This window comes from Clostridium sp. AF34-10BH, from assembly GCF_003478095.1.
Classification (GTDB): Bacteria; Bacillota; Clostridia; order Lachnospirales; family Lachnospiraceae; genus Acetatifactor; species Acetatifactor acetigignens.
Map to the genome: position 1 here is coordinate 90,030 of NZ_QUEC01000002.1, position 20,203 is coordinate 110,232.

At 49.0% G+C, this 20,203-nt stretch carries 15 protein-coding genes and 2 tRNA genes; all 17 read right to left on the minus strand.

Going from position 1 to position 20,203, the window contains the following annotated elements:
* Positions 1–51: 51 nt before the first annotated feature.
* The 17 genes from DWZ61_RS02375 to DWZ61_RS02455 all read right to left on the minus strand — a co-directional run bounded on the left by DWZ61_RS02375 (position 52) and on the right by DWZ61_RS02455 (position 20,091).
* Entirely contained in the window at positions 52–927 is an 876-nt protein-coding gene (locus DWZ61_RS02375) for a hypothetical protein (RefSeq protein ID WP_022311831.1), read from the minus strand.
* Between the two features lie 54 nt (positions 928–981).
* Positions 982–1,428: a flagellar export protein FliJ gene (gene fliJ / locus DWZ61_RS02380; RefSeq protein WP_117464786.1), complete on the minus strand. Its 447-nt coding sequence runs from the start codon at positions 1,426–1,428 to the stop codon at positions 982–984.
* Positions 1,429–1,433: 5 nt separating this feature from the next.
* A complete protein-coding gene (gene fliI, locus DWZ61_RS02385; protein ID WP_347475406.1) occupies positions 1,434–2,717 on the minus strand; it encodes a flagellar protein export ATPase FliI in 1,284 nt (427 codons plus the stop codon).
* 42 nt (positions 2,718–2,759) lie between these two features.
* Positions 2,760–3,617 carry a FliH/SctL family protein gene (locus DWZ61_RS02390; protein WP_118537288.1) on the minus strand — a complete coding sequence of 286 codons (858 nt, stop codon included), beginning with the start codon at positions 3,615–3,617 and terminating at the stop codon, positions 2,760–2,762.
* Positions 3,610–4,629 carry a flagellar motor switch protein FliG gene (fliG, locus tag DWZ61_RS02395; RefSeq protein WP_022311835.1) on the minus strand — a complete coding sequence of 340 codons (1,020 nt, stop codon included), beginning with the start codon at positions 4,627–4,629 and terminating at the stop codon, positions 3,610–3,612. Before fliG ends, DWZ61_RS02390 begins: the two co-directional genes overlap by 8 nt.
* 14 nt (positions 4,630–4,643) lie before the next feature.
* Positions 4,644–6,248: a flagellar M-ring protein FliF C-terminal domain-containing protein gene (locus DWZ61_RS02400; RefSeq protein WP_022311836.1), complete on the minus strand. Its 1,605-nt coding sequence runs from the start codon at positions 6,246–6,248 to the stop codon at positions 4,644–4,646.
* A gap of 40 nt (positions 6,249–6,288) precedes the next feature.
* Positions 6,289–6,624, minus strand: a complete 336-nt coding sequence (gene fliE, locus DWZ61_RS02405) for a flagellar hook-basal body complex protein FliE (RefSeq protein ID WP_117464782.1) — start codon at positions 6,622–6,624, stop codon at positions 6,289–6,291.
* Positions 6,625–6,698: 74 nt separating this feature from the next.
* Entirely contained in the window at positions 6,699–7,142 is a 444-nt protein-coding gene (gene flgC, locus DWZ61_RS02410; RefSeq protein ID WP_022311838.1) for a flagellar basal body rod protein FlgC, read from the minus strand.
* Between the two features lie 11 nt (positions 7,143–7,153).
* Positions 7,154–7,543 (minus strand): flagellar basal body rod protein FlgB, encoded by a 390-nt coding sequence (flgB, locus tag DWZ61_RS02415; RefSeq protein WP_118502512.1) that lies wholly within the window; start codon positions 7,541–7,543, stop codon positions 7,154–7,156.
* 209 nt (positions 7,544–7,752) lie between these two features.
* Entirely contained in the window at positions 7,753–8,541 is a 789-nt protein-coding gene (gene codY / locus DWZ61_RS02420) for a GTP-sensing pleiotropic transcriptional regulator CodY (RefSeq protein WP_118537289.1), read from the minus strand.
* A 123-nt stretch (positions 8,542–8,664) separates the two neighbouring features.
* Positions 8,665–10,740: a type I DNA topoisomerase gene (topA, locus tag DWZ61_RS02425; RefSeq protein WP_118537360.1), complete on the minus strand. Its 2,076-nt coding sequence runs from the start codon at positions 10,738–10,740 to the stop codon at positions 8,665–8,667.
* 231 nt (positions 10,741–10,971) lie between these two features.
* A tRNA-Glu gene (locus DWZ61_RS02430) sits at positions 10,972–11,043 on the minus strand.
* 88 nt (positions 11,044–11,131) lie between these two features.
* Positions 11,132–11,203: transfer RNA gene (locus DWZ61_RS02435), tRNA-Glu, on the minus strand.
* A gap of 327 nt (positions 11,204–11,530) precedes the next feature.
* Positions 11,531–16,132, minus strand: coding sequence for a PolC-type DNA polymerase III (locus DWZ61_RS02440; protein ID WP_118537290.1), 4,602 nt, complete (start codon positions 16,130–16,132; stop codon positions 11,531–11,533).
* Positions 16,133–16,137: 5 nt separating this feature from the next.
* Positions 16,138–17,205: a flavodoxin-dependent (E)-4-hydroxy-3-methylbut-2-enyl-diphosphate synthase gene (ispG, locus tag DWZ61_RS02445; RefSeq protein WP_118537291.1), complete on the minus strand. Its 1,068-nt coding sequence runs from the start codon at positions 17,203–17,205 to the stop codon at positions 16,138–16,140.
* Positions 17,206–17,271: 66 nt separating this feature from the next.
* Entirely contained in the window at positions 17,272–18,441 is a 1,170-nt protein-coding gene (gene dprA, locus DWZ61_RS02450; protein WP_147354664.1) for a DNA-processing protein DprA, read from the minus strand.
* Between the two features lie 105 nt (positions 18,442–18,546).
* Positions 18,547–20,091, minus strand: coding sequence for a YifB family Mg chelatase-like AAA ATPase (locus DWZ61_RS02455; RefSeq protein WP_022311816.1), 1,545 nt, complete (start codon positions 20,089–20,091; stop codon positions 18,547–18,549).
* Positions 20,092–20,203 lie beyond the last annotated feature (112 nt).

Genomic DNA, 20,203 nt, shown 5'->3' on the forward strand with positions numbered 1-20,203 from the left:
ATGACCTGTAATTATACTACAAATCATGTATCGGATCTTTTCTGCTTTTTCTTAAGATTCCGGATCCATAATTTTAGTAATCTTTGCCGCTACTTCTGAATTCATAGCTCCCAGGATGGCACCTCTGTCATCCGCACTCATGACCTTCAGAATTCTGGCTGCCAGATCCAGATTGTTCGTCATCTGTTCAAAAATTGCCGCTGCCTGCTTCGGCTTCATGGCTGAATAAGCGGCCGCATAATCCTGCACTTCCTGACTCTCCTGCAGCTGAGTCACTACCTGTTTGTAAATATATTCCGCAGTGGCCGGATCCATGGACTCATAATATTTCTTATATTCTTCCGCTCCGGGTCCCTTATCGGAATAAACGACCTCGTCATAGAATTCCTTCTGAATCCGTTGGAATTCCACCTGCTGATTTTCGAATTCCTTCAGCCTGAGAACTTCGGCTTTCAGCTGATCCAGTTCTTCGTCCTTGGCGGAAGATGCATTCTGTATCTGCTCCAGCTGTAGTTCCAGACTCTTGATCTGATCCACCGCATCCTGTAAGCTGGTATAGCCGCCGTAAGCACCGGAATTCGTTGTCTCAGTCACAGAGTTGCCGGGAAGAATCCGGTTAAGTACCGGAACATCCTTTAAGATCGGTGTTACTACCGAGCTTCCAAAGCCGCCGATATCCAGCTTGATGATTACACAGATCACAGCAAGCCACAATGCCACGATCAGGATCGTGGCCCCGAAGGTCAAAAGGCTGTTCCCCTCATTCCCGTCCTCCAGTTCATCTTCCTGTTTGGCAATTTCCCTTGCCCGGCGCTTTGCTTCTTTTCGCTGGGCCTGCTGTTCTTTCTTTAAATTTTTTTTCTCTTCCACCAGCTGTTTTCTCTCGTTATCCGCTGCGTTTTCTTCCGGAGTTTTTTCTCTTGCCATACTAAACCTCATGCCTTTCCATCACCTGCCGGCTTTTCGCCCCGCATCCCCGTTCTAGCGGTTCTTCTGTCCGTAGGTGTAACTGGTCAGTTCATCAATTGCTTTACTTTCCGCATGGTTTTCTTCCTGCAGAAAAGCCTCAAATGCCTTCTCCCGCAGTGTCTCATGCATCTTTCTTTCCTTCATGGCCTCTGCCATCCGTTCTCTGGCAGCTTCCACATTTTCCTTTGCTTTTTCCACCCGGATTGCCTGCGTTGCCACAATGCTGTCCATTTTCAAAAGTGCTTCCTTGTTCTCTTCAATGGCCCGCAGATCCAGCTTTCCTTTTAACAGCCCCGCAGATTGCTCTTCATACTCTCTTCTGCGTTCTTTCAAGCGCTCCAGATGTTCTGTTTCCACATTCAGAGCCGCCTGCGCCGTTCCGAATTCCTGTTTCGCCTGTGTTTCCATTTTTTCTTTGATATTCAGGATGTTTTGCAGAGAATATCTGAATCTCGCCATTTATCTCACCCCTGATCTGCGAACAGCTCTTCCAGCATCTGTACGGTCTCTTCAAAGGTAAATTTTTCATCCGTACCCTGGCATAGGAAGCCGTTCACAGCATCGATTCTGGAGATTGCATAATCAATATTCGGGTTGCTGCCCTTTTTGTATGCACCGATATTGATCAGATCCTCCGCCTCATTATAGGTTGCCAGTACATTTTTCAGCTTGTTGGCTGCCTGTTTGTGTTCCCTGGTGGCGATCTGGCTCATGCATCGGGAAATGCTCTGCAAAATATCGATAGCCGGGTAATGGTTCTTATGTCCCAGCTTTCTGTCCAACATAATATGACCGTCCAGAATGCTTCGGGCGGTATCTGTAATGGGCTCGTTAAAATCATCGCCGTCTACCAGAACTGTATACAATCCGGTAATAGAGCCTACTGCGGCTCTTCCGGCTCTCTCTAACAGCTTCGGCATCTCCGAGTACACACTGGGAGGATATCCTCTGGTCACCGGCGGTTCTCCGCTGGCCAGTCCAATCTCCCGCTGGGCCATGGAAAAACGGGTCAGGGAGTCCATCATCAGCAGGACATCCTTGCCCTGATCTCTGAAATATTCCGCGATAGCGGTAGCTGTCTTGGCCGCCTTGTTACGCTCCAGAGCCGGCCGGTCGGAGGTTGCCACAACCACAACAGATCTGCGCATACCTTCTTCACCCAGATCTCTCTCAATAAATTCCCGTACCTCTCTGCCTCGCTCGCCGATCAGTGCTATGACATTGATATCCGCTTTGGTATTGCGGGCGAACATACCCATCAGGGTGGATTTGCCCACACCAGAGCCGGCAAAGATACCAATTCTCTGACCTTTTCCTACCGTGATCATGCCGTCTACCGCCTTGACTCCCAACGGCAGTACCTGATCGATAATAGTTCTGGACATAGGATCGGGAGGTGCTGCCTCTACCGGATAGGCGGCTCCATTGATCATTTCGCCGTCAATAGGCACGCCCAGTCCGTTCACCGTCTTGCCCAGCAGTTTGTCGTTTACCGTGACCTTCAGGGGATCTCCGGTATTTTCCACCACACATCCCAATCCGATACCATCTACGGAATCATAGGGCATAAGCAGTGTCTTCTTGTCACGGAAGCCTACCACTTCTGCCATGATGGGCCTTGCCCCTTCCGCATCCGGAAGGATCCGGCACAGATCCCCCAGTTTGGAATCCGGTCCGGCGGACTCTATGGTCAGACCTACCACATTGACCACTTTCCCCAGCTTACGGTAAAAGCTCTTTTCTGCCATTTTATTATATTTTTCAAAATCAATGTTCTTAATGACCATTTATCAGCCTTCGTAGGATAATAATTTTAGTTTCTGACGCAGTTCCGACAGTTGAGTCCCCAGTCCACAATCAAAAATGCCGCTTTCGGTCTCGATCATGCACTCACCTTTGCCCAGGGTCATGTCCTCAACGATCTCCACCGTACTGTTCGGTGCAGTTGCCCCTGCCATGATCTGCTTTTTCTGCATGCTGACATAGGGATAATCTTCTTTGGAAACATGTACGAGAAAGCTCCGGTTGTCCTCTGTTTTTCTCATGGTAGCAGAAATCAGATAGCAGAGCACTTCTCTGTAAGAATGCAGATCCACATCAAAAATATGCTCGTAAATACCCGTAATGGTATCTACGAACTGGGGCTCCAGTTCATCCATTCTCTTCTGATATTCCGCATCCAGTCCGGCAGCTTTTTTCTGATATTCCGCTGCTCTCTGGGCCTCTGCGCGTTCAGCCTCCGCTTTCGCTTCCTGCTGTCCCTGCCTTCTGGCCTGCTCCAGTGCGTCTGCTTTCTGTGCTTCTGCCTGTGCTCTGGCATCCGCCAGAATGCTCTCAGCCTTTGCTTTGGCATCCTCTATGATCTTCTGAGCCTCTGCTTCGGCTTCCTCTTTTAATTTCTGCAGGTCTTCTCCGGCCTTGATCACATTGCCGGAAGTCTGCGGATTTTCTTCGCCATCCCCGGTGTCCGTCACCAGTGCCTCTACTTTATCTGCCGCCAGTCCGGAGATAAATCCGGTTCCTTCGTCCTGCTGCATTTTGGCAGCCAGTTCCCGGATCCTTTTCGCTACCAGATCGTTGGTATTGATCACCCGGGCATCTTCTTCCACAAGCTGTGTAAATCCCCGTTTTAAAAGATTACTAGACAACGATCTCGTCACCTCCACCTCTGGAAATGATGATCTCTCCGGAATCCTCCAGCTTACGGATAATATTGACGATCTTCTGCTGTGCTTCTTCTACATCCTTCATACGAACAGGACCCATGAATTCCATATCTTCCTTGATCATAACAACCAGACGTTTGGACAGGTTGTTGAAGATAGCATTCTGTACCTGCTCGTTGGCACCCTTCAGTGCCACTGCCAGATCGTTGTTGTCCACGTCACGCAGCACACGCTGAATTGCCTTGTCGTCCAGGAGCAATATGTCCTCGAAAACGAACATCTTTTTTCGGATCTCGTCTGCCAGTTCGGGCTCTTCGATCTCCAGAGTCTCCATGATATGTTTCTCGGTACCACGGTCTACAGTATTCAGGATATCCACCACTGCATCCACACCACCGATAATGGTGTAGTCCTGATTCACCAGACTTGCCAGCTTGGACTCCAGTACTTTTTCCACTTCCTTGATGACATCCGGACTGGTACGATCCATGACTGCAATACGTCTGGCTACCTCTGCCTGGCTGTCGGGTGGCAATGCGGAAATGATCAACGCCGCCTGGCTGGGTGACAGATAAGACAGAATCAGAGCAATGGTCTGCGGATGCTCGTCCTGAATGAAGTTGATCAGCTGGCTGGCATCCGTCTTACGCACAAACTCGAAGGGCTTTACCTGTAAAGATGCAGTCAGCTTGCCGATGACATCCATAGCCTTGTCGGAACCCAGTGCCTTTTCCAGCAGTTCCTTTGCGTAGTTGATACCACCCTCGGCAATATACTGCTGTGCCAGACACACTTCGTAAAATTCGTTGATCACTTCTTCTTTGACCTGAGGAGTCACACTTCTGGTATTGGCGATTTCCAGGGTCAGTTCTTCGATTTCTTCTTCTTTTAAGTGTTTAAAAATTCCGGCGGATCTCTCCGGTCCCAGAGAGATCAGGAGGATTGCAGCTTTCTGCAGTCCCGATATTCCACCTTCTGCTTTTGTCCTTGCCATAGTTACTCCGTTTCTTAGTTCCAGTCCTCGTTCAGCCAGTTACGCAACAATGCCGCTGCGGATTCCGGATTCTCATCTACGAATTTTTCAATCATCTTACGTGTCTCAGACTTAGATTCCACATCAATATCTTCCAGCTCTGCTTCAGGGGTAGACTGCAGCATATTCTCCACAGATACCTCTTCCTCCTGCTGTACCGCCTGTCTGGTACGCATGCTGTGCAATATCACAAATGCCAACAGTCCCAGGATCAACAGCAGCATAAGCACGCTCAACACATTCTGTGCCGTAACCGGGCTGCTTTCCTTATCGTAAAAAATAGGACTTTCGTAAGCAATAATCGTAATATTACTCTCATTGATACCGGTGGCATTGGCTACCAGGCTGTACATATCCTGATCAACTGTCATCTTGGTATCTGCGCTGTTCTGGGATTTGTATTCATCCCAGGTAGTGCCATCCAGAAGCCCCTGTCGTTTTACATCCTCATAATGAATTTCTTTATAAGTAATTGCTGCAATAGATATGGAGGAATTAGTGTAGTTGATTCCTCCTGCCGGTGTCACAGTATCCTTAATAGACTCATTCGGCAGATAATCCCGGCTGGTTTCGGAAGTAGAGGAAGAACTGTTGCTGCTGTCCGGAGATACATAGGTAGTATTTCCGCTCTCCCCGTTGGAAGTTGTCCCCGGTACACCGCCGCCGTCATTGGTATTCTCGCTCTCATAAGTCTCCTCATGGGAAAGCATACCTTCATCTCTGCCGGAGTTTGCATAATACTCTTTTACGGTCTCCTTATAATCAGAGAAATCCATGCTCAGGTGGCTGGTAACGGCCGCATCATTATACTGTTTTGTTCCCAGCAGTACCTTCTTGACCTGATTGGCGATCATGGATTCCGCCTGATTCTGCAGCTCCTGCATAGAATTAGCGATTCCTGCGGTAGAATAATCATCTCCACCTGCAAACAGCAGGTTGGAATCTGTATCCATAATAGTGATATTCGCCGTAGTATCGTTGCGCAGCCAGGTAGCCACACATTTTGCCAGTGCCGCAGCATTGGCGGAGGTAAAGGTGCCGTCCAGTTCCAGTTGGATGAAGGCAGACGCCTCTTCCTTCTGTGCTGCCAGAGTTCCGTTATCTTTCGGGAAACTCAGATGTACCTTGGCGGATTTTACTGCGCTCTGTGCTTCTATCGTCTGTGTTATGTATTTTTCCAGATAGGAATTGTAAAGTCTCTCTTTGTCAGTGGCGGTCGTAGACATACTACCGCCCAGATAATCATTCAAATCTAACGCATCCGGTACATATCCTGCGGAACCCAGTGCCAGGTTTGCCGCACTCTGTTGGCTGCTCTCTACATCGATCTTCAGTCCGTCATTGGATTCTTTATGTGCAATTCCCGCACTGTCCAGAGTATCTATGATCTCCGAAGCCTGTGATGTTGTCTCACAGGTGATCAGCCGTACATACTGGGGCTTACTCATAACGTACATGATGATTGCAAATGCAAATATCACAACCGCCGCCGCTCCAACGATGATGCTCTTCTGCCTGGTGGTGAATTTGTTCCACCATTCCAGTATTTTTGCAGGTATTTCTTTTAATTTGTCTGCCATTGCAGCTCTCTCCTCTTACGTCAAGAATAAAAATACTTCTTTAGATCTGGATCTGCATCAGTTCCTTGTATGCTTCCATCACCTTATCGCGGATGGCTACGGTATACTGCAATGCAGTCGAAGCCTTATCCATAGCAATAGTAAGGTCGTGGGTGTTGTCGGTCTCACCCAATGCAAATCGTATCTTCTCATTCTCGGCATCCGAGAGATAACTGTTGGTGATCTTCACATTGTCGATTGCTGTATTCAGAAAAGTTTCGAACATAGTGCCTTCTGCCTTTTTCTCCTTCTCCGCCAGCATTCCGGTCAGAGAAGTGGGAGATACTGTGGCAGTACCGTTTACACTGTTCAAAGCTGTAATTGCTGAAATATCCATTTTAATAAACCATGTCCTTCCTCACATATATTCCGGCGCCGCTATCCGGAGCCCGGTAATAAAGACCCGTCAGCTTACTGACCGATCTCCAGTCCTTTTAATGCCATGGACTTGCTGGCGCCAAATGCCGTGGAATTGGCTTCATAGGATCTGCTGGCATCGATCAGATCCGTCATTTCCTGAACAATATTTACATTCGGATATGTCACATAGCCGTTCTCATCCGCATCGGGATGGGAAGGATCGTATACCATATTCATCTCCGTAGTAGTATCTTCAAAGATCTGGCTTACCTTCACGCCGCTGCCGGTATAACTGCTACTCACATTGTGCAGCACCTGACTGAAAGTCTGCTGCTGCCCCTTCTGCTGGAAAGTAACGATCTTGCGGCGATAGGGGGTGCCATCCTCGGTTCTTGTAGTATTGGCATTGGCAACGTTTTCGGAGATCACGTCCATACGAAGTCTCTGGGCAGTAAGTCCCGATGCCGTAACATCAAATGCTGAAAACATACTCATACGCTAATTCCTCACTTCATCACTGTCTTTAAATTAGTAAATTCCTGATTAATGCTGCTGATCAGTCCCTGGTATTTCAGCTGGTTCTCCGCCAGCATTACATTTTCATTTTCAATATCCACGTTATTGCCATCCAGGCGATAGGAATAATTGGCATAGTCCAAGTAAGCCCTGCCCCGCAGTCGGCTCAGATCCACATTGGCCACCTTATCATCCATGGACTCATATCTGTTATTGCCAAGAGCCTGCTGCAATACCGATTCGAAAGCCACATCCTGCCTCTTGTAGCCCGGAGTATCCACATTGGCGATATTATTGGAAATGGCTTCGTTCCGCTGCCAGGCTGCGTCCGCTGCCCGGTCCAGAACATTGATATAATCAAATGCGTTTGTCTGTATCATATTACCTCACATTCCGCGGTCTTCTGACAAGAGCACCCAAAAACCGCTTTCTACCATATACCCATTTTATTTTATTATAAAGTATTTCGACAAAAACACAATAGTAAAATAAACTCACACAGAATAAATATAAAGAAAAAAGACTATTTTTCGCAATAGTCTCTTCTTCCTAAATTTTTCTTATTCTTGCAAATTCTTACATTTTTCATTTAATTTCTGCCGTTCTGACGCTTCAGTTCCTCGATCTCATCGAATACGGCATCATTCAAAACTTTAATATAGGTTCCTTTCATACCGGAGGAACGGGATTCAATCACACCGGCACTTTCGAACTTCCGCAGGGCATTGACGATCACAGATCTGGTGATACCGACTCTGTCAGCGATCTTGCTGGCAACCAGGATTCCCTCCATGCCGTTCAGTTCGTCGAAAATATGGGTGATGGCTTCCATCTCTGAGAAAGAAAGAGTGCTGACTGCAGATTTTACGACAGCCACCTTACGGCTCTCCTCCGCACTCTCTTCATTCACAGCCCGCAACATTTCCAGTCCCACCACTGTGGTACCATATTCGCAAAGGATAATATCATCAATATCATACTGTTCATTGCATTTGTAAATGAAGAGGGTTCCCAAACGCTCTCCGGCAATCTCGATCGGAGTGATGATCGCCTGAAATTTTCTCGTATCGGTATTTTCAAAGCCAAGAGTCTCCAGGTTGACGTTCTCTTTCGTGGATAATACGCCCAGCAGTCTCTCGTTTAACATCGGATCAATAAATCCACCGATATTGTCATCCAGCAGTTCTGTGATCGACTCAATTCCGTCGGATTTTCCTACGCCGAGGACCTTTCCTTTCCGGCTGATCACCAGTACATTGGAATTCAGAATTTCCCGCATCACCTTACAGATGTCGCTGAATACCACTTTGCTGGAGTTATTGTTGTGTAATAATTTCCCGATTTTACGTGTTTTGTCCAACAGTTGTACGCTACTCATCTATTTCCCTCCGTCTACACATACTAAGAAACTACCAGATGTTATGCACATTGTAGCACATGTAATTTCAGATTACAATGAAAATAGCGTTAATTTATGAGAAAATTCTGACAGTATATAAAACTACTTCTCTTCCGTCGGTTTATTTTTCACATAGCCGCACTGTTCGTCCATGCAGACCAGTTTGTTGCCTTTTTCCAGCAGCAGCTTGCCACAGCGGGGACACTTCTCTCCCGAAGGCTTCTGCCATACCATGAAATCACACTCCGGATTATCGATACAGCCATAATATTTTCTGCCTTTTTTGGTCTTTTTCATGACAATATCCTTGCCACACTTGGGGCAGGCTACACCGATCTTTTCAAAATAAGGCTTGGTATTACGGCATTCCGGGAATCCAGGACATGCCAGGAATCTGCCGTGGGGTCCGTATTTGATCACCATTCGTCTGCCGCACAGTTCACAGACCTCATCGGATTCCTCGTCCGCAATGGTCACCTCTGCCAGGTCCTTCTCCGCTTTTTTTACTGCTTCATCCAGATCAGGATAGAAATTGGACACGATGGTCTTCCATTTTACCGTGCCTTCTTCCACACCATCCAGCAGAGCTTCCATGTTGGCCGTGAAATTCACATCCACGATGGAGGGGAATGCTTCCTTCATCATATTGTTGACCACTTCCCCCAGTTCCGTAACGTAGAGATTGCGGTTCTCCTTGGCAATATATCTCCTGGCAAGGATGGTGGTAATGGTAGGCGCATAGGTACTGGGACGTCCGATGCCCAGTTCTTCCATGGCACGCACCAGACTGGCTTCGGTGTAATGTGCAGGGGGCTGGGTAAAATGCTGTTTCGGATCAAAGCTCTGGAATTCCAGCACGCTGTTCTCGTCCAGATTACCGCCGAGCACATTTTCTTCTTCCTTATCATCTTCCTGGGTGTAGACACTCATGAATCCATCGAAACGCATTCTGGAAGCTGCCAGAGCAAAAATCTGGTCCTTTGCCTGAATCTTCACAGAAGTGGTATCATACTGTGCAGCACTCATGCGGCTTGCCACAAATCGTTTCCAAATCAGCTGATACAGACGGAACAGATCTCTGGGAAGCTGCTCCTTGATAGCAATAGGCATCCGGTTCAGATCCGTGGGACGGATAGCTTCGTGGGCATCCTGAATCTTCTGGCTGTTCTTCTTCTCCGTTGCTGCAGCGGTCTTGTATTTTTCACCGTAATGAACATCAATAAATTCCGCTGCCTGTGTCTCCGCCTCTTCGGATACACGGGTAGAATCGGTACGCAGGTAGGTGATCAGACCAACAGTGCCCTCTCCCTTGATATCCACACCTTCATATAACTGCTGTGCCAGACGCATAGTCTTCTGGGTAGAGAAATTTAATACCTTGCTGGCTTCCTGCTGCAATGTGGAAGTCGTAAAGGGAAGCGGCGCTTTTTTCACACGTTCGCCGTGACGCACTTCTTTTACTTCGAATTTTGCGCCATTCAGGGAATCCATAATGCTGTCTGCCTGTTCCTTGCTGGTAATTCCCTGTTTTTTTTCGGTGGTACCGTAATATTTTGCACAAATAGGCTTCTTCTCGCCTTTTACTTTCAGATTCACATCCAGAGACCAATACTCTTCCGGAATAAATGCGTTGATCTCGTCCTCTCTGTCACAGATGATACGGAGTGCCACAGACTGTACACGGCCGGCACTTAAGCCTCTCTTGATCTTTGCCCACAGAAGTGGGGAGATCCGATAGCCCACCATACGGTCCAGCATACGTCTTGCCTGCTGGGCATCCACCAGATTCATATCGATCTCTCTGGCGTTTTTCAGAGATTCCTTTACCGCATTCTTGGTGATCTCATTGAAGGTAATACGATATACTTTTTTGCTTTCCAGTTTCAAGGCATAATACAGATGCCAGGAAATAGCTTCTCCTTCACGGTCCGGGTCGGTTGCGAGATAAATCTTATCTGCCTTTTTTACTTCTTTGCGCAAAGAAGCAAGAAGGTCTCCCTTTCCGCGGATGGTAATATATTTCGGTTCATAATCATGTTCCGGATCAAATCCCAGCTGACTCTTGGGCAGGTCCCTCACATGCCCCTGGCTGGCCATAACTTCATAATTTGCTCCCAAAAACTTTTTGATTGTCTTCACCTTGGCCGGTGACTCTACAATTACTAAATATTTTGCCATATGCACTCCCATCTATCCGTCTGTCTACGGACCTACGGCATCCGGTTCCCGCCTCTTTGCCGTATTTTCCCCTGCTTTGAGTAATCGTGAACCACTATACAACAAAAAAATGGGAATGGCAAGAAGATTTTTCATTTGCCCAGCCCCAGACAGTATAAAAAAAGAGCCAAAAAGCAATTTTCTATGCTTTCCGACACTTTTCAGGGTTGGGCTATTCTATTAAAGAATAAGCAGCTGATAGGGGAATCGAACCCCTGTTTTCGCCGTGAGAGGGCGACGTCTTAACCGCTTGACCAATCAGCCATAGGTTACTTACGAACCTTGTTCAGTATAATACATTCTTTTGAAAATTGCAAGTATTTTTTGAAAAATTTCTACAATTTTCAAAGAGCAGCTGATAGGGGAATCGAACCCCTGTTTTCGCCGTGAGAGGGCGACGTCTTAACCGCTTGACCAATCAGCCACAAAAACAGTACTTGCATAGTATAATCGAGTTGTCGAAAAAATGCAAGCACTTTTTTTAAAAATTTTTAGGCCAGCTCAGCCCACGGCCATTCGCAAAAGCGGCTGGCCGGACTACAGCTCAGCCCACGGCCAATTCATAAAAGCGGCTGGCCGGACTACAGCTCGGCCCACGGCCATTCGCAAAAGCGGCTGCTGCGCAGTCGACGCCGCTTGCGCGGCTCATCTTTTGCTTCATGGATTGGGCGCTCCGCTCATGGGCTAGCCAAAACGGTGCTTTGTGTGCAAGCACCCACGCCCCCGTTTCGGCTGTCCCATGGCTGAGCTGTTACACCAGGTCAAATATACTGATCTGATTGGACTCCGGGAGGTCTCCCAATAATCCCAAGGAATCCATCAGGTCGATGATGGTCTTGGAGACTTTGGTTCTCTGGCGGAAATCATCTTTAGACAGGAAGGGGCCGTCTTTTGCCGCTTCCACGATGGCATCCGCCGCCTTCTCTCCCAGTCCGTCGATACTGTTTAAGGAAGGCATTAATTTGCCATCCACGATCTGGAAGGATCTGGACTGGGCTCTAAAGATATCAATTGGCTCGAATTCAAAGCCTCGTGCATACATTTCCTGCACGATACGCATATCACCCATGGCATCCTTCTCCTTATTGGAAAGCGTATCCTGTCGCTTTTTGTAATCCACCATAACGCTCTCTAAATGCTTCTGTCCCTGACACATAATTTCATAAGAAAATGCCTTGGCACGAATACTGAAAAACGCTCCGTAATAGGCTAACGGATAATGGATCTTACAATATGCAATACGCCATGCCATCATAACGTATGCCGCCGCATGGGCCTTCGGGAACATGTACTCGATCTTCTGACAGGATTCAATATACCACTGGGGTACATTGTGGGCCAGCATGTCTTCTTTCCACTCTTCCCACATGGCGCATCTGCCCTTCGCCACCATGCCTTTACGCACGGCCTCCATGATCTTGAAGGACTTCTCCGATTCCACACCCATCTGGATCAGATACAGCATGATATCGTCACGGGTACAGATGGCGGTGGAAATCGTTGCCACGCCGCTCATGATCAGATCCTGTGCATTTCCCAGCCATACGTTGGTACCGTGGGACAGGCCGGAAATACGCACCAGATCGGAAAATGCCTTGGGCTTGGCATCGATAACCATCTGCATGGCGAAATCGGTACCAAACTCCGGGATACCCAATGCCCCCAGCTTTGTTCCGCCGATCTGCTCCGGAGTAATGCCCAGCGCATCCGTATTCTGGAACAGACTCATGACATCCTGTCCGTCTAAGGGAATCGTCAGAGGATCTCTCCCTGTCAGGTCCTGAAGCATACGGATCATGGTAGGATCATCGTGTCCCAGAATATCCAGCTTCAACAGGTTATGGTCAATGGAATGGTAATCAAAGTGTGTGGTTATGGTATCCGTAGTCATATCATTTGCGGGATGCTGCACCGGGGTGAAGGAGTTGATATCCTGTCCTAAGGGCAGTACGACGATTCCGCCGGGATGCTGACCGGTACTGCGTCGTACTCCGGTACATCCCGAAGCAATACGGTCAATCTCACTGGTCCGCTTGTGAATGCCTCGTTCTTCAAAATAATTCTTCACGTAACCGAAGGCCGTCTTATCCGCCAGGGTTGCAATGGTTCCGGCACGGAAGGTCTGTCCCGCGCCGAAGATAACCTCAGTATATTTATGAGCCTTGGACTGGTACTCACCGGAGAAATTCAGGTCGATATCCGGCTCCTTGTCTCCCTTGAATCCCAGGAACGTCTCAAAAGGAATATCAAATCCGTCTTTATGGAGCTTTTCTCCGCACACCGGACATACCTTGTCCGGCATATCGATTCCAGCCTTACCGGCATAGGCCTTAACCTCATCACTGTCAAAGTCCACATAATGGCATTTGCTGCAATAATAATGAGGGCTTAAGGGGTTGACCTCCGTGATTCCCGCCATGGTCGCCACAAAGGAGCTTCCTACGGATCCACGGGAGCCTACCAGGTATCCATCCTCCACCGACTTCCATACCAGCTTCTGCGCAATGATGTACATTACGGCAAATCCGTTCTTGATAATGGAGTTCAATTCCTTCTCCAGTCTTGCCTCTACGATCTGAGGCAGATCTGGTCCGTAAATTTCATGGGCTCTGTTATAACAGATCTCCGTCAGTGTCTTATCACTGTCGGGAATGACCGGAGGACATTTGTCCGGGCGCACCGGTGCAATAGTCTCGATCATGTCTGCAATCATATTGGTATTGGTAATAACGATTTCTTCCGCCTTATCACTTCCCAGATAAGAGAATTCTTCCAGCATCTCTTCCGTGGTATGTAAATACAATGGTGCCTGATCATCCGCATCATCGAATCCTCGTCCCGCCATGATGATACGGCGGTAGACCTCATCCTCTGGATCCAGGAAATGCACATCACAGGTAGCCACTACCGGCTTGTGGAACTGTTCTCCCAGGGACACGATCTTCCGGTTGATATTCTGAATATCCTCAATGGAATTTACATTCCGCACACGTTCCGAAGCGATCATGAATTTGTTATTGCCGCAGGGCTGGATCTCCAGATAGTCATAGAATTTCACCAGTCTGGCAATCTGGGCATCCGACTGTCCGTCCAACAGTGCCCGGTACAGTTCTCCCGCCTCGCAGGCACTTCCCAGTATCAGTCCTTCCCTGTACTTCATCACCAGACTCTTGGGAATCCGGGGATGTTTGTTAAAATAGGTCAGATGCGACTGGGACACCAGACGATACAGGTTGATACGCCCCAGATCATTTTTCGCCAGAATAATGGCATGGTAAGAGGGCATCTTCTTCACGGCATCCACACTGGAAGCTCCCAGTGCATTGACTTCCGTCAGATTATGAATATCCTGCTCTTCCAGCATTTTAATAAATTTCACGAAAATATGGGCCGTGCACTCCGCATCATCCACGGCTCTGTGATGATTCTCCAGGGAAATCCCCAGGGTCTTGGCCACCGCATCCAGCGTATGCTTCGACTGGTTCTTCAAAAGTACTCTGGAAATGCCCACGGTATCCACATAGGTAAACTCCTGCGGATAGCCCAGTCTTCTGCAATTCTCCATAATGAAACTCATATCAAAACTGGCATTGTGAGCCACCATGATACAGCCTTCACAGAACTGCAGAAACTGCGGCAGGATCACGTCGATCTGAGGGGAATCCATGACATCCTCATCCCGGATACTGGTCAGCTTTTCGATCTCGAAGGGAATGGGCACATCCGGATTGACAAAGGTGGAAAAACGATCCACGATCTCTCCACCGGATACCTTTACCGCACCTATCTCGATAATGCGGTTGTTGACCGGGGAAAATCCCGTGGTCTCGATATCGAATACCACATAATCCTCATGCAGACTCTGTCCCTTATCATTCGTCACTATCTCTTTCAGATCATCCACCAGATAGGCTTCCACACCGTAAATGATCTTGAAGAAATCCTGCTTGTCCGGATTCTCGTCTCCGGCTTCTTTCCGCTTGCCTTTTTCCGCTTTCCACAGGTCGTCCCAGACATGGTTTGCATCGGTAAAACTCTGTACCACGCCGTGATCCGTGATGGCAATGGCCCGATGTCCCCATTTGTAGGCGCGCTTTACAATGTCCTTGGCCTCGGAGACACCGTCCATATCACTCATCTTTGTATGACAGTGCAGCTCCACACGCTTTCTGGCGGAGGTATCCATTCTCGTATTGGTAAAATCAGGGATCTTCTTGATTCCCGCAATGGAACCGATGGCCAGCTCGTGGTCGAACTTATCCATCATACAGATTCCCTTGACCTTTAAGAAAGCTCCCGGCTTGATGTCCCCGGTCACTTCCTTCACCTGCTCGGTACGCACGAACATCTTGATGGTCATGGTATCGGTAAAATCAGAGATATTGAAAATAATAATCGTCTTCTCGTTCTTGATGTCACGGGTATCCACGGACAGTACCTTACCGCGGATGACCACCTCACCCATCTCTCCGATGAGTTCCTCAATCTTCATGGCCTCTTCTTCGAAATCACGCCCGTAGATGACATCCGGATTGTCTGATCTCTTCAACGCACCTTTTTCAAAGTTACCACCCTTACGAAACTCGCCCTTTTTGAATTCTCCACGCTTGAATTCACCGCGGCTGCCACCCTGAAAGCTCTTGGTCACGCCACCGGCATTCTCGGTCTTCGGCTTTTGTGCGGTCTCTGCAGCCTTGCCGGTTTCCGGATCCTGTGCTGTACTTTGCCCGCTTCCTTCCGCCGATGCAGTCTGCTCTCCTTCTTCTCTTCTGCCTTTCGTACGACTGTAAATGGCATCCACCTTCAGACGGATCTTTGCGTCCTCTTCCTCCTGGAAACGCCCGGTCTCTTTTTCCACATAAGCCGTATGGATCTTCACGGAGAATCCGCAACGTTCCACCAGGATCTTCTCCAGAATCTGCAGGATCTCCCCTTCCATACTGTGATTTAATACCGTATCTTCCAGCGTTAAAAGCATTTCATTTTCCGAAGGATACTCGATTTTCGCCGTCTTCAGGGCATTATACTGGATATGGCTGTACTCCCGGAATTCCTCCAGAATACTTTCCTTATAAATATCCATCAGCTTTTCCGGATTGTACTGGGAAGACAATTCGAACTTTTCGTATATTTTCACTGTCAGGTTGGCCTGAGGGAACAGCTGCTTCTTGATCTCCTGTTCCGTGGTCCAGATGTCCACTTTCTGGATCAGGCGGGTACTTTTTAAGTACACCCGAAGAAAGTCTCTGCGTTTTGTCGCCGAGACTCTCTCCACTTCTGTCTGCCCCATCAGGTCACGAATGTCCGTATTCAACTGTAACGAAGGAAACACTTCAAAAAACGGTTTACTCATTTATTTTAACTCCAATGATCCAATTCCTCTTTCAAGGCGGGGAGTAGCTGATCCTCCGGAAGCTTTTTTACGATCTCGCCATGCTTGATCAGCAGACCTTCTCCGATACCGCCCGCAACTCCCAGATCCGCTTCTTTTGCTTCTCCGGGGCCGTTTACCACGCAGCCCATGACAGCCACTTTGATATCCAGCGGGTAATCCTCTACCATTTTCTCCACTTTAGTGGCCAGATCGATCAGATTGATCTGGGTTCTTCCACAGGTGGGACAGGATACGACCTCAATGCCGCCCTTGCGCAATCCTAATGTACGCAGGATCAGCTTTGCGGATTTGATCTCCTCTACGGGATCTCCTGTCAGGGATACCCGGATGGTGTCACCGATGCCCTGGCTTAAGATCAGGGACAGACCGATGGCTGACTTGATATTACCGCTGTTCACAGTACCGGATTCGGTAATGCCCACATGCAGAGGGTACACCGTACGGCCTGCCAGCAGTTCATGGGCTTTCACGCACATCAGCACATCCGAAGATTTGATACTGATGACCAGATTGTCATATCCCAGATCTTCGATCATGTGTACCTTGTCCAGTGCGCTCTCCACAATACCTTCCGCAGTCACTCCACCGTATTTTTCCACCAGCGGCTTCTCCAGGGAACCGCTGTTCACTCCCACACGGATCGGGATATTCCTCTCTTTTGCTGCATCTACCACAGCCTTTACCCGCTCCGGATTTCCGATATTCCCAGGATTGATGCGGATCTTGTCGGCACCGTTCTCAATGGCTGCCAGTGCCATACGGTAGTCAAAATGGATATCCGCCACTAAAGGAATGTGGATCTGCTTCTTGATCTCCAGGATAGCTGCTGCCGCCTCCAGCGTCGGTACTGTGCAACGGATGATCTCACAGCCTGCCCTCTCCAGACGCAGGATCTGCTCTACGGTTGCCTTCACATCCTCGGTCTTCGTATTGGTCATGGACTGGATGGCGATAGGATTGCCGCCGCCGATCTTCCGGTCTCCGATCTGTATTACTTTGGTATGCATTCTGTAAGTATCTTTATCGTTCATAAGGGCACCTGACCTTTCTCGTCATTCTCATATGTCTATTACTATACCCCTTTTCCGAAAGCCTTGTCAATTCGCAGAAGTGCTGAAATGTCCCGGACTGTTCTGTCTGGCATATCCCAAAAGTTCCAGTTCCATCAGTGCCCGGTTCAGTGCGGAAATGTCCGTATATTCTCCCTTCTCCCAAAGTTCCTGCAACAGCGTCTCCGATGTCTTTGGCACAGGTTCCAGACATTCCAAGATCTTTTGCAGGGATTCTTTGGGCAATTTTACTTTTGCCGTATTTCTGCCGGTTTCCCTATTATTTTTCCGCCCGTTCTTTCCTCCGGAGCCATCTGCGGAAAGTCCCTGTTTTTCCTCCCAGCTCCGCAAAAAATCCTCTGCAAAACTCTCTGGAGATAAAAACACTCCCGCTCCCTGCGTCAGCAGATGATTGCAGCCGTCACTGAGCCTGTCCGTAAGCCTGCCCGGCACCACATAGACGTCCCTGCCCTGTTCCAGTGCCATATCCACCGTGATCAACGTCCCGCTCTTCTGTCTGGCCTCAATGACGATCAGAGCATCCGACAGTCCGCTGACAATACGGTTTCTTGGTGGAAAATACTGGGGCAGCGGCTTTGTTCCCGGCGTATAGGTGGAGAGCAATCCCCCTTTTTCCAACAGTTCTTCATACAATCTTCGATTCTGTGCGGGATAACAGATATCCACTCCGCATCCCAGCACACCATAGGAAGTTCCTCCCGCAGATAACGCTGCCTGCTGGCTGATCCCGTCAATCCCCCGGGCCATTCCGCTGATGACCTGTATTCCCGCTCTTCCCAGATACTGTCCCAGTTCCTCGGCCACATATCTGCCGTATTCCGAACACTCTCTGGCACCGATGACCGCCACCGCCGGTTCGTTCTCATCCGGCAGTTTTCCCCGGTAAAAAATGCCGTAAGGCGGATCCGGAATTTCTGCCAGTTTCCCGGGAAATCCTTTCTCCTCCCGCAAAAGAAAGTGGATCTGTTGTTCCGAAAGCTGTCCATATTCCCGTTCCCACTCTCCGCTTTTCTTCTGCCGTTCCAAGGCTTCCGCCGCAGAATTGCCCACGCACTCCCTCCATTCCTCTGTCTCCGCCTCATATACCGCCCGGGGTGACCCGAAGCGTGCAAGCAGCCGTTCTGCCCGCACGCCCCCGATTGTATAGGTGCTGCACAAAAAATATGCATATTTTCTCTCTTCCTCCGCCATAAACATACCTGTCCCTTTCCCTGTTTTCACACAGCCCGCACGTTTTCCGTTATTTTCGTACCGGCCCCTTTTTCTTGCCGGACACTTAATGTACCCGGTTCCGGCACACAATTAATTCCAATACGTCTCCGAAGGGCGATAACACGCTGCCTCCAGCAAATGTTCCCCCGTGATCTCTTCCCGGTCCTCCAAATCAGCTATGGTTCGGGCAGTTTTGAGAATCCGGTGATAAACTCTGGCACTGAGCTGCAGCGTACGATACAGCTGTTCCATGACTTTCTGACCCTCCTCTCCCAACGGGCAATATTCTTCCACCTGTGCAGACCGGATGTCCCCATTGAAACGGCAATCCGTTCCTGCAAAACGCTCCGCCTGCCGTTCTCTTGCATGCCGGATCTGCCGCTTCATATCTTCACTGCTTTTTTCCGTTTTCGTTTTCTGCAGATGTAGAATATCCACGGGATGCAGTTCCACACATAGATCAATCCGGTCTAAAATCGGTCCCGATATCTTTCCCAGATATTTCTCGATCTGGGGCTGGGTACAGCGGCATTTATTCCGGTCCGGATAATACCCGCATGGACAGGGATTCATAGCCGCCACCAGAATAAAGTCCGACGGATAAGTGACCATCCCGGCACTTCTGGCGATCTGCACTTTACGCTCCTCCATAGGCTGTCGCATGCCATCCAGCACGTTTTTCCGGAATTCCGGAAGCTCGTCCAGAAACAGTACACCCCGATGGGCCAGCGATACCATACCAGGTCTTGGGATGCCGCTTCCCCCGCCGATCAGTGCTGCCTGTGTCACAGTATGGTGTGGTGCATAAAAAGGCCTCCTTGTGATCAGTGCCTGTCCCGGCGGCAGAAGTCCCGCCACACTGAAGATTCCTGTCACCTCCAGACTTTCTTTCAGTGTCAGAGGCGGCAGGATTCCGGGAATTCGCCCGGCGACCATGGATTTTCCCACCCCGGGCGGCCCTATCATCAACAGATTGTGGAATCCCGCCGCAGCGATCTCGGCACCCCGTTTAGCATTCTCCTGTCCCGCCACTTCCCGGAAATCTCCCGTATCCTGTCCGGTTCCTTCCCTTAGCAAGTCCTCCGCCCGGATCCTCGGCTGATACACTTTTTCAGTTTCCAGCTCCGGATGGTTCAGTGCCGCCAGCAGATCGTTCAGACAGTTCACACCCCAGACCGTGATCCCCGGTATCACCGCAGCCTCCATGGCATTTTCTCCGGGCACCACCACCCTTCGGATACCGCTTTTTGCCGCCTCCTGAACAATGGGAAGTACACCCTTCACCTTCTTGATCTCCCCATTCAGGCCCAGTTCTCCCAAAAACAATGTATCCTGCAGCGCTTTCTCCGGTACCAGTTCCATATCCCGCAAAAGTCCCACAGCTATAGGCAGATCAAAGGCGGTACCATCTTTACGTCGACCTGCCGGAGCCAGATTTACTGTGATATGTGCCGGTGGGATCTGGAAACCGGAATTTTTCATGGCCACACTCACCCTCTCCCGGGATTCCTTCACCTCACTCCCCAGCGACCCCACCAGCTGAAACGATGGTAGTCCCCCTGCCAGATCCACTTCCACGCGGACCAGATATGCCTGCAGACCATAGACTGCAGCCGAACAAACTGTAGTAAACATAAAATACCTCCTTTAAAATGTTTTATTTATTATGGAAATAACAGTGAAACAAAACAGAAACAGATAAAACGAATGAATCTGACAAAAATAATCAGACTTAACAAAACAATTC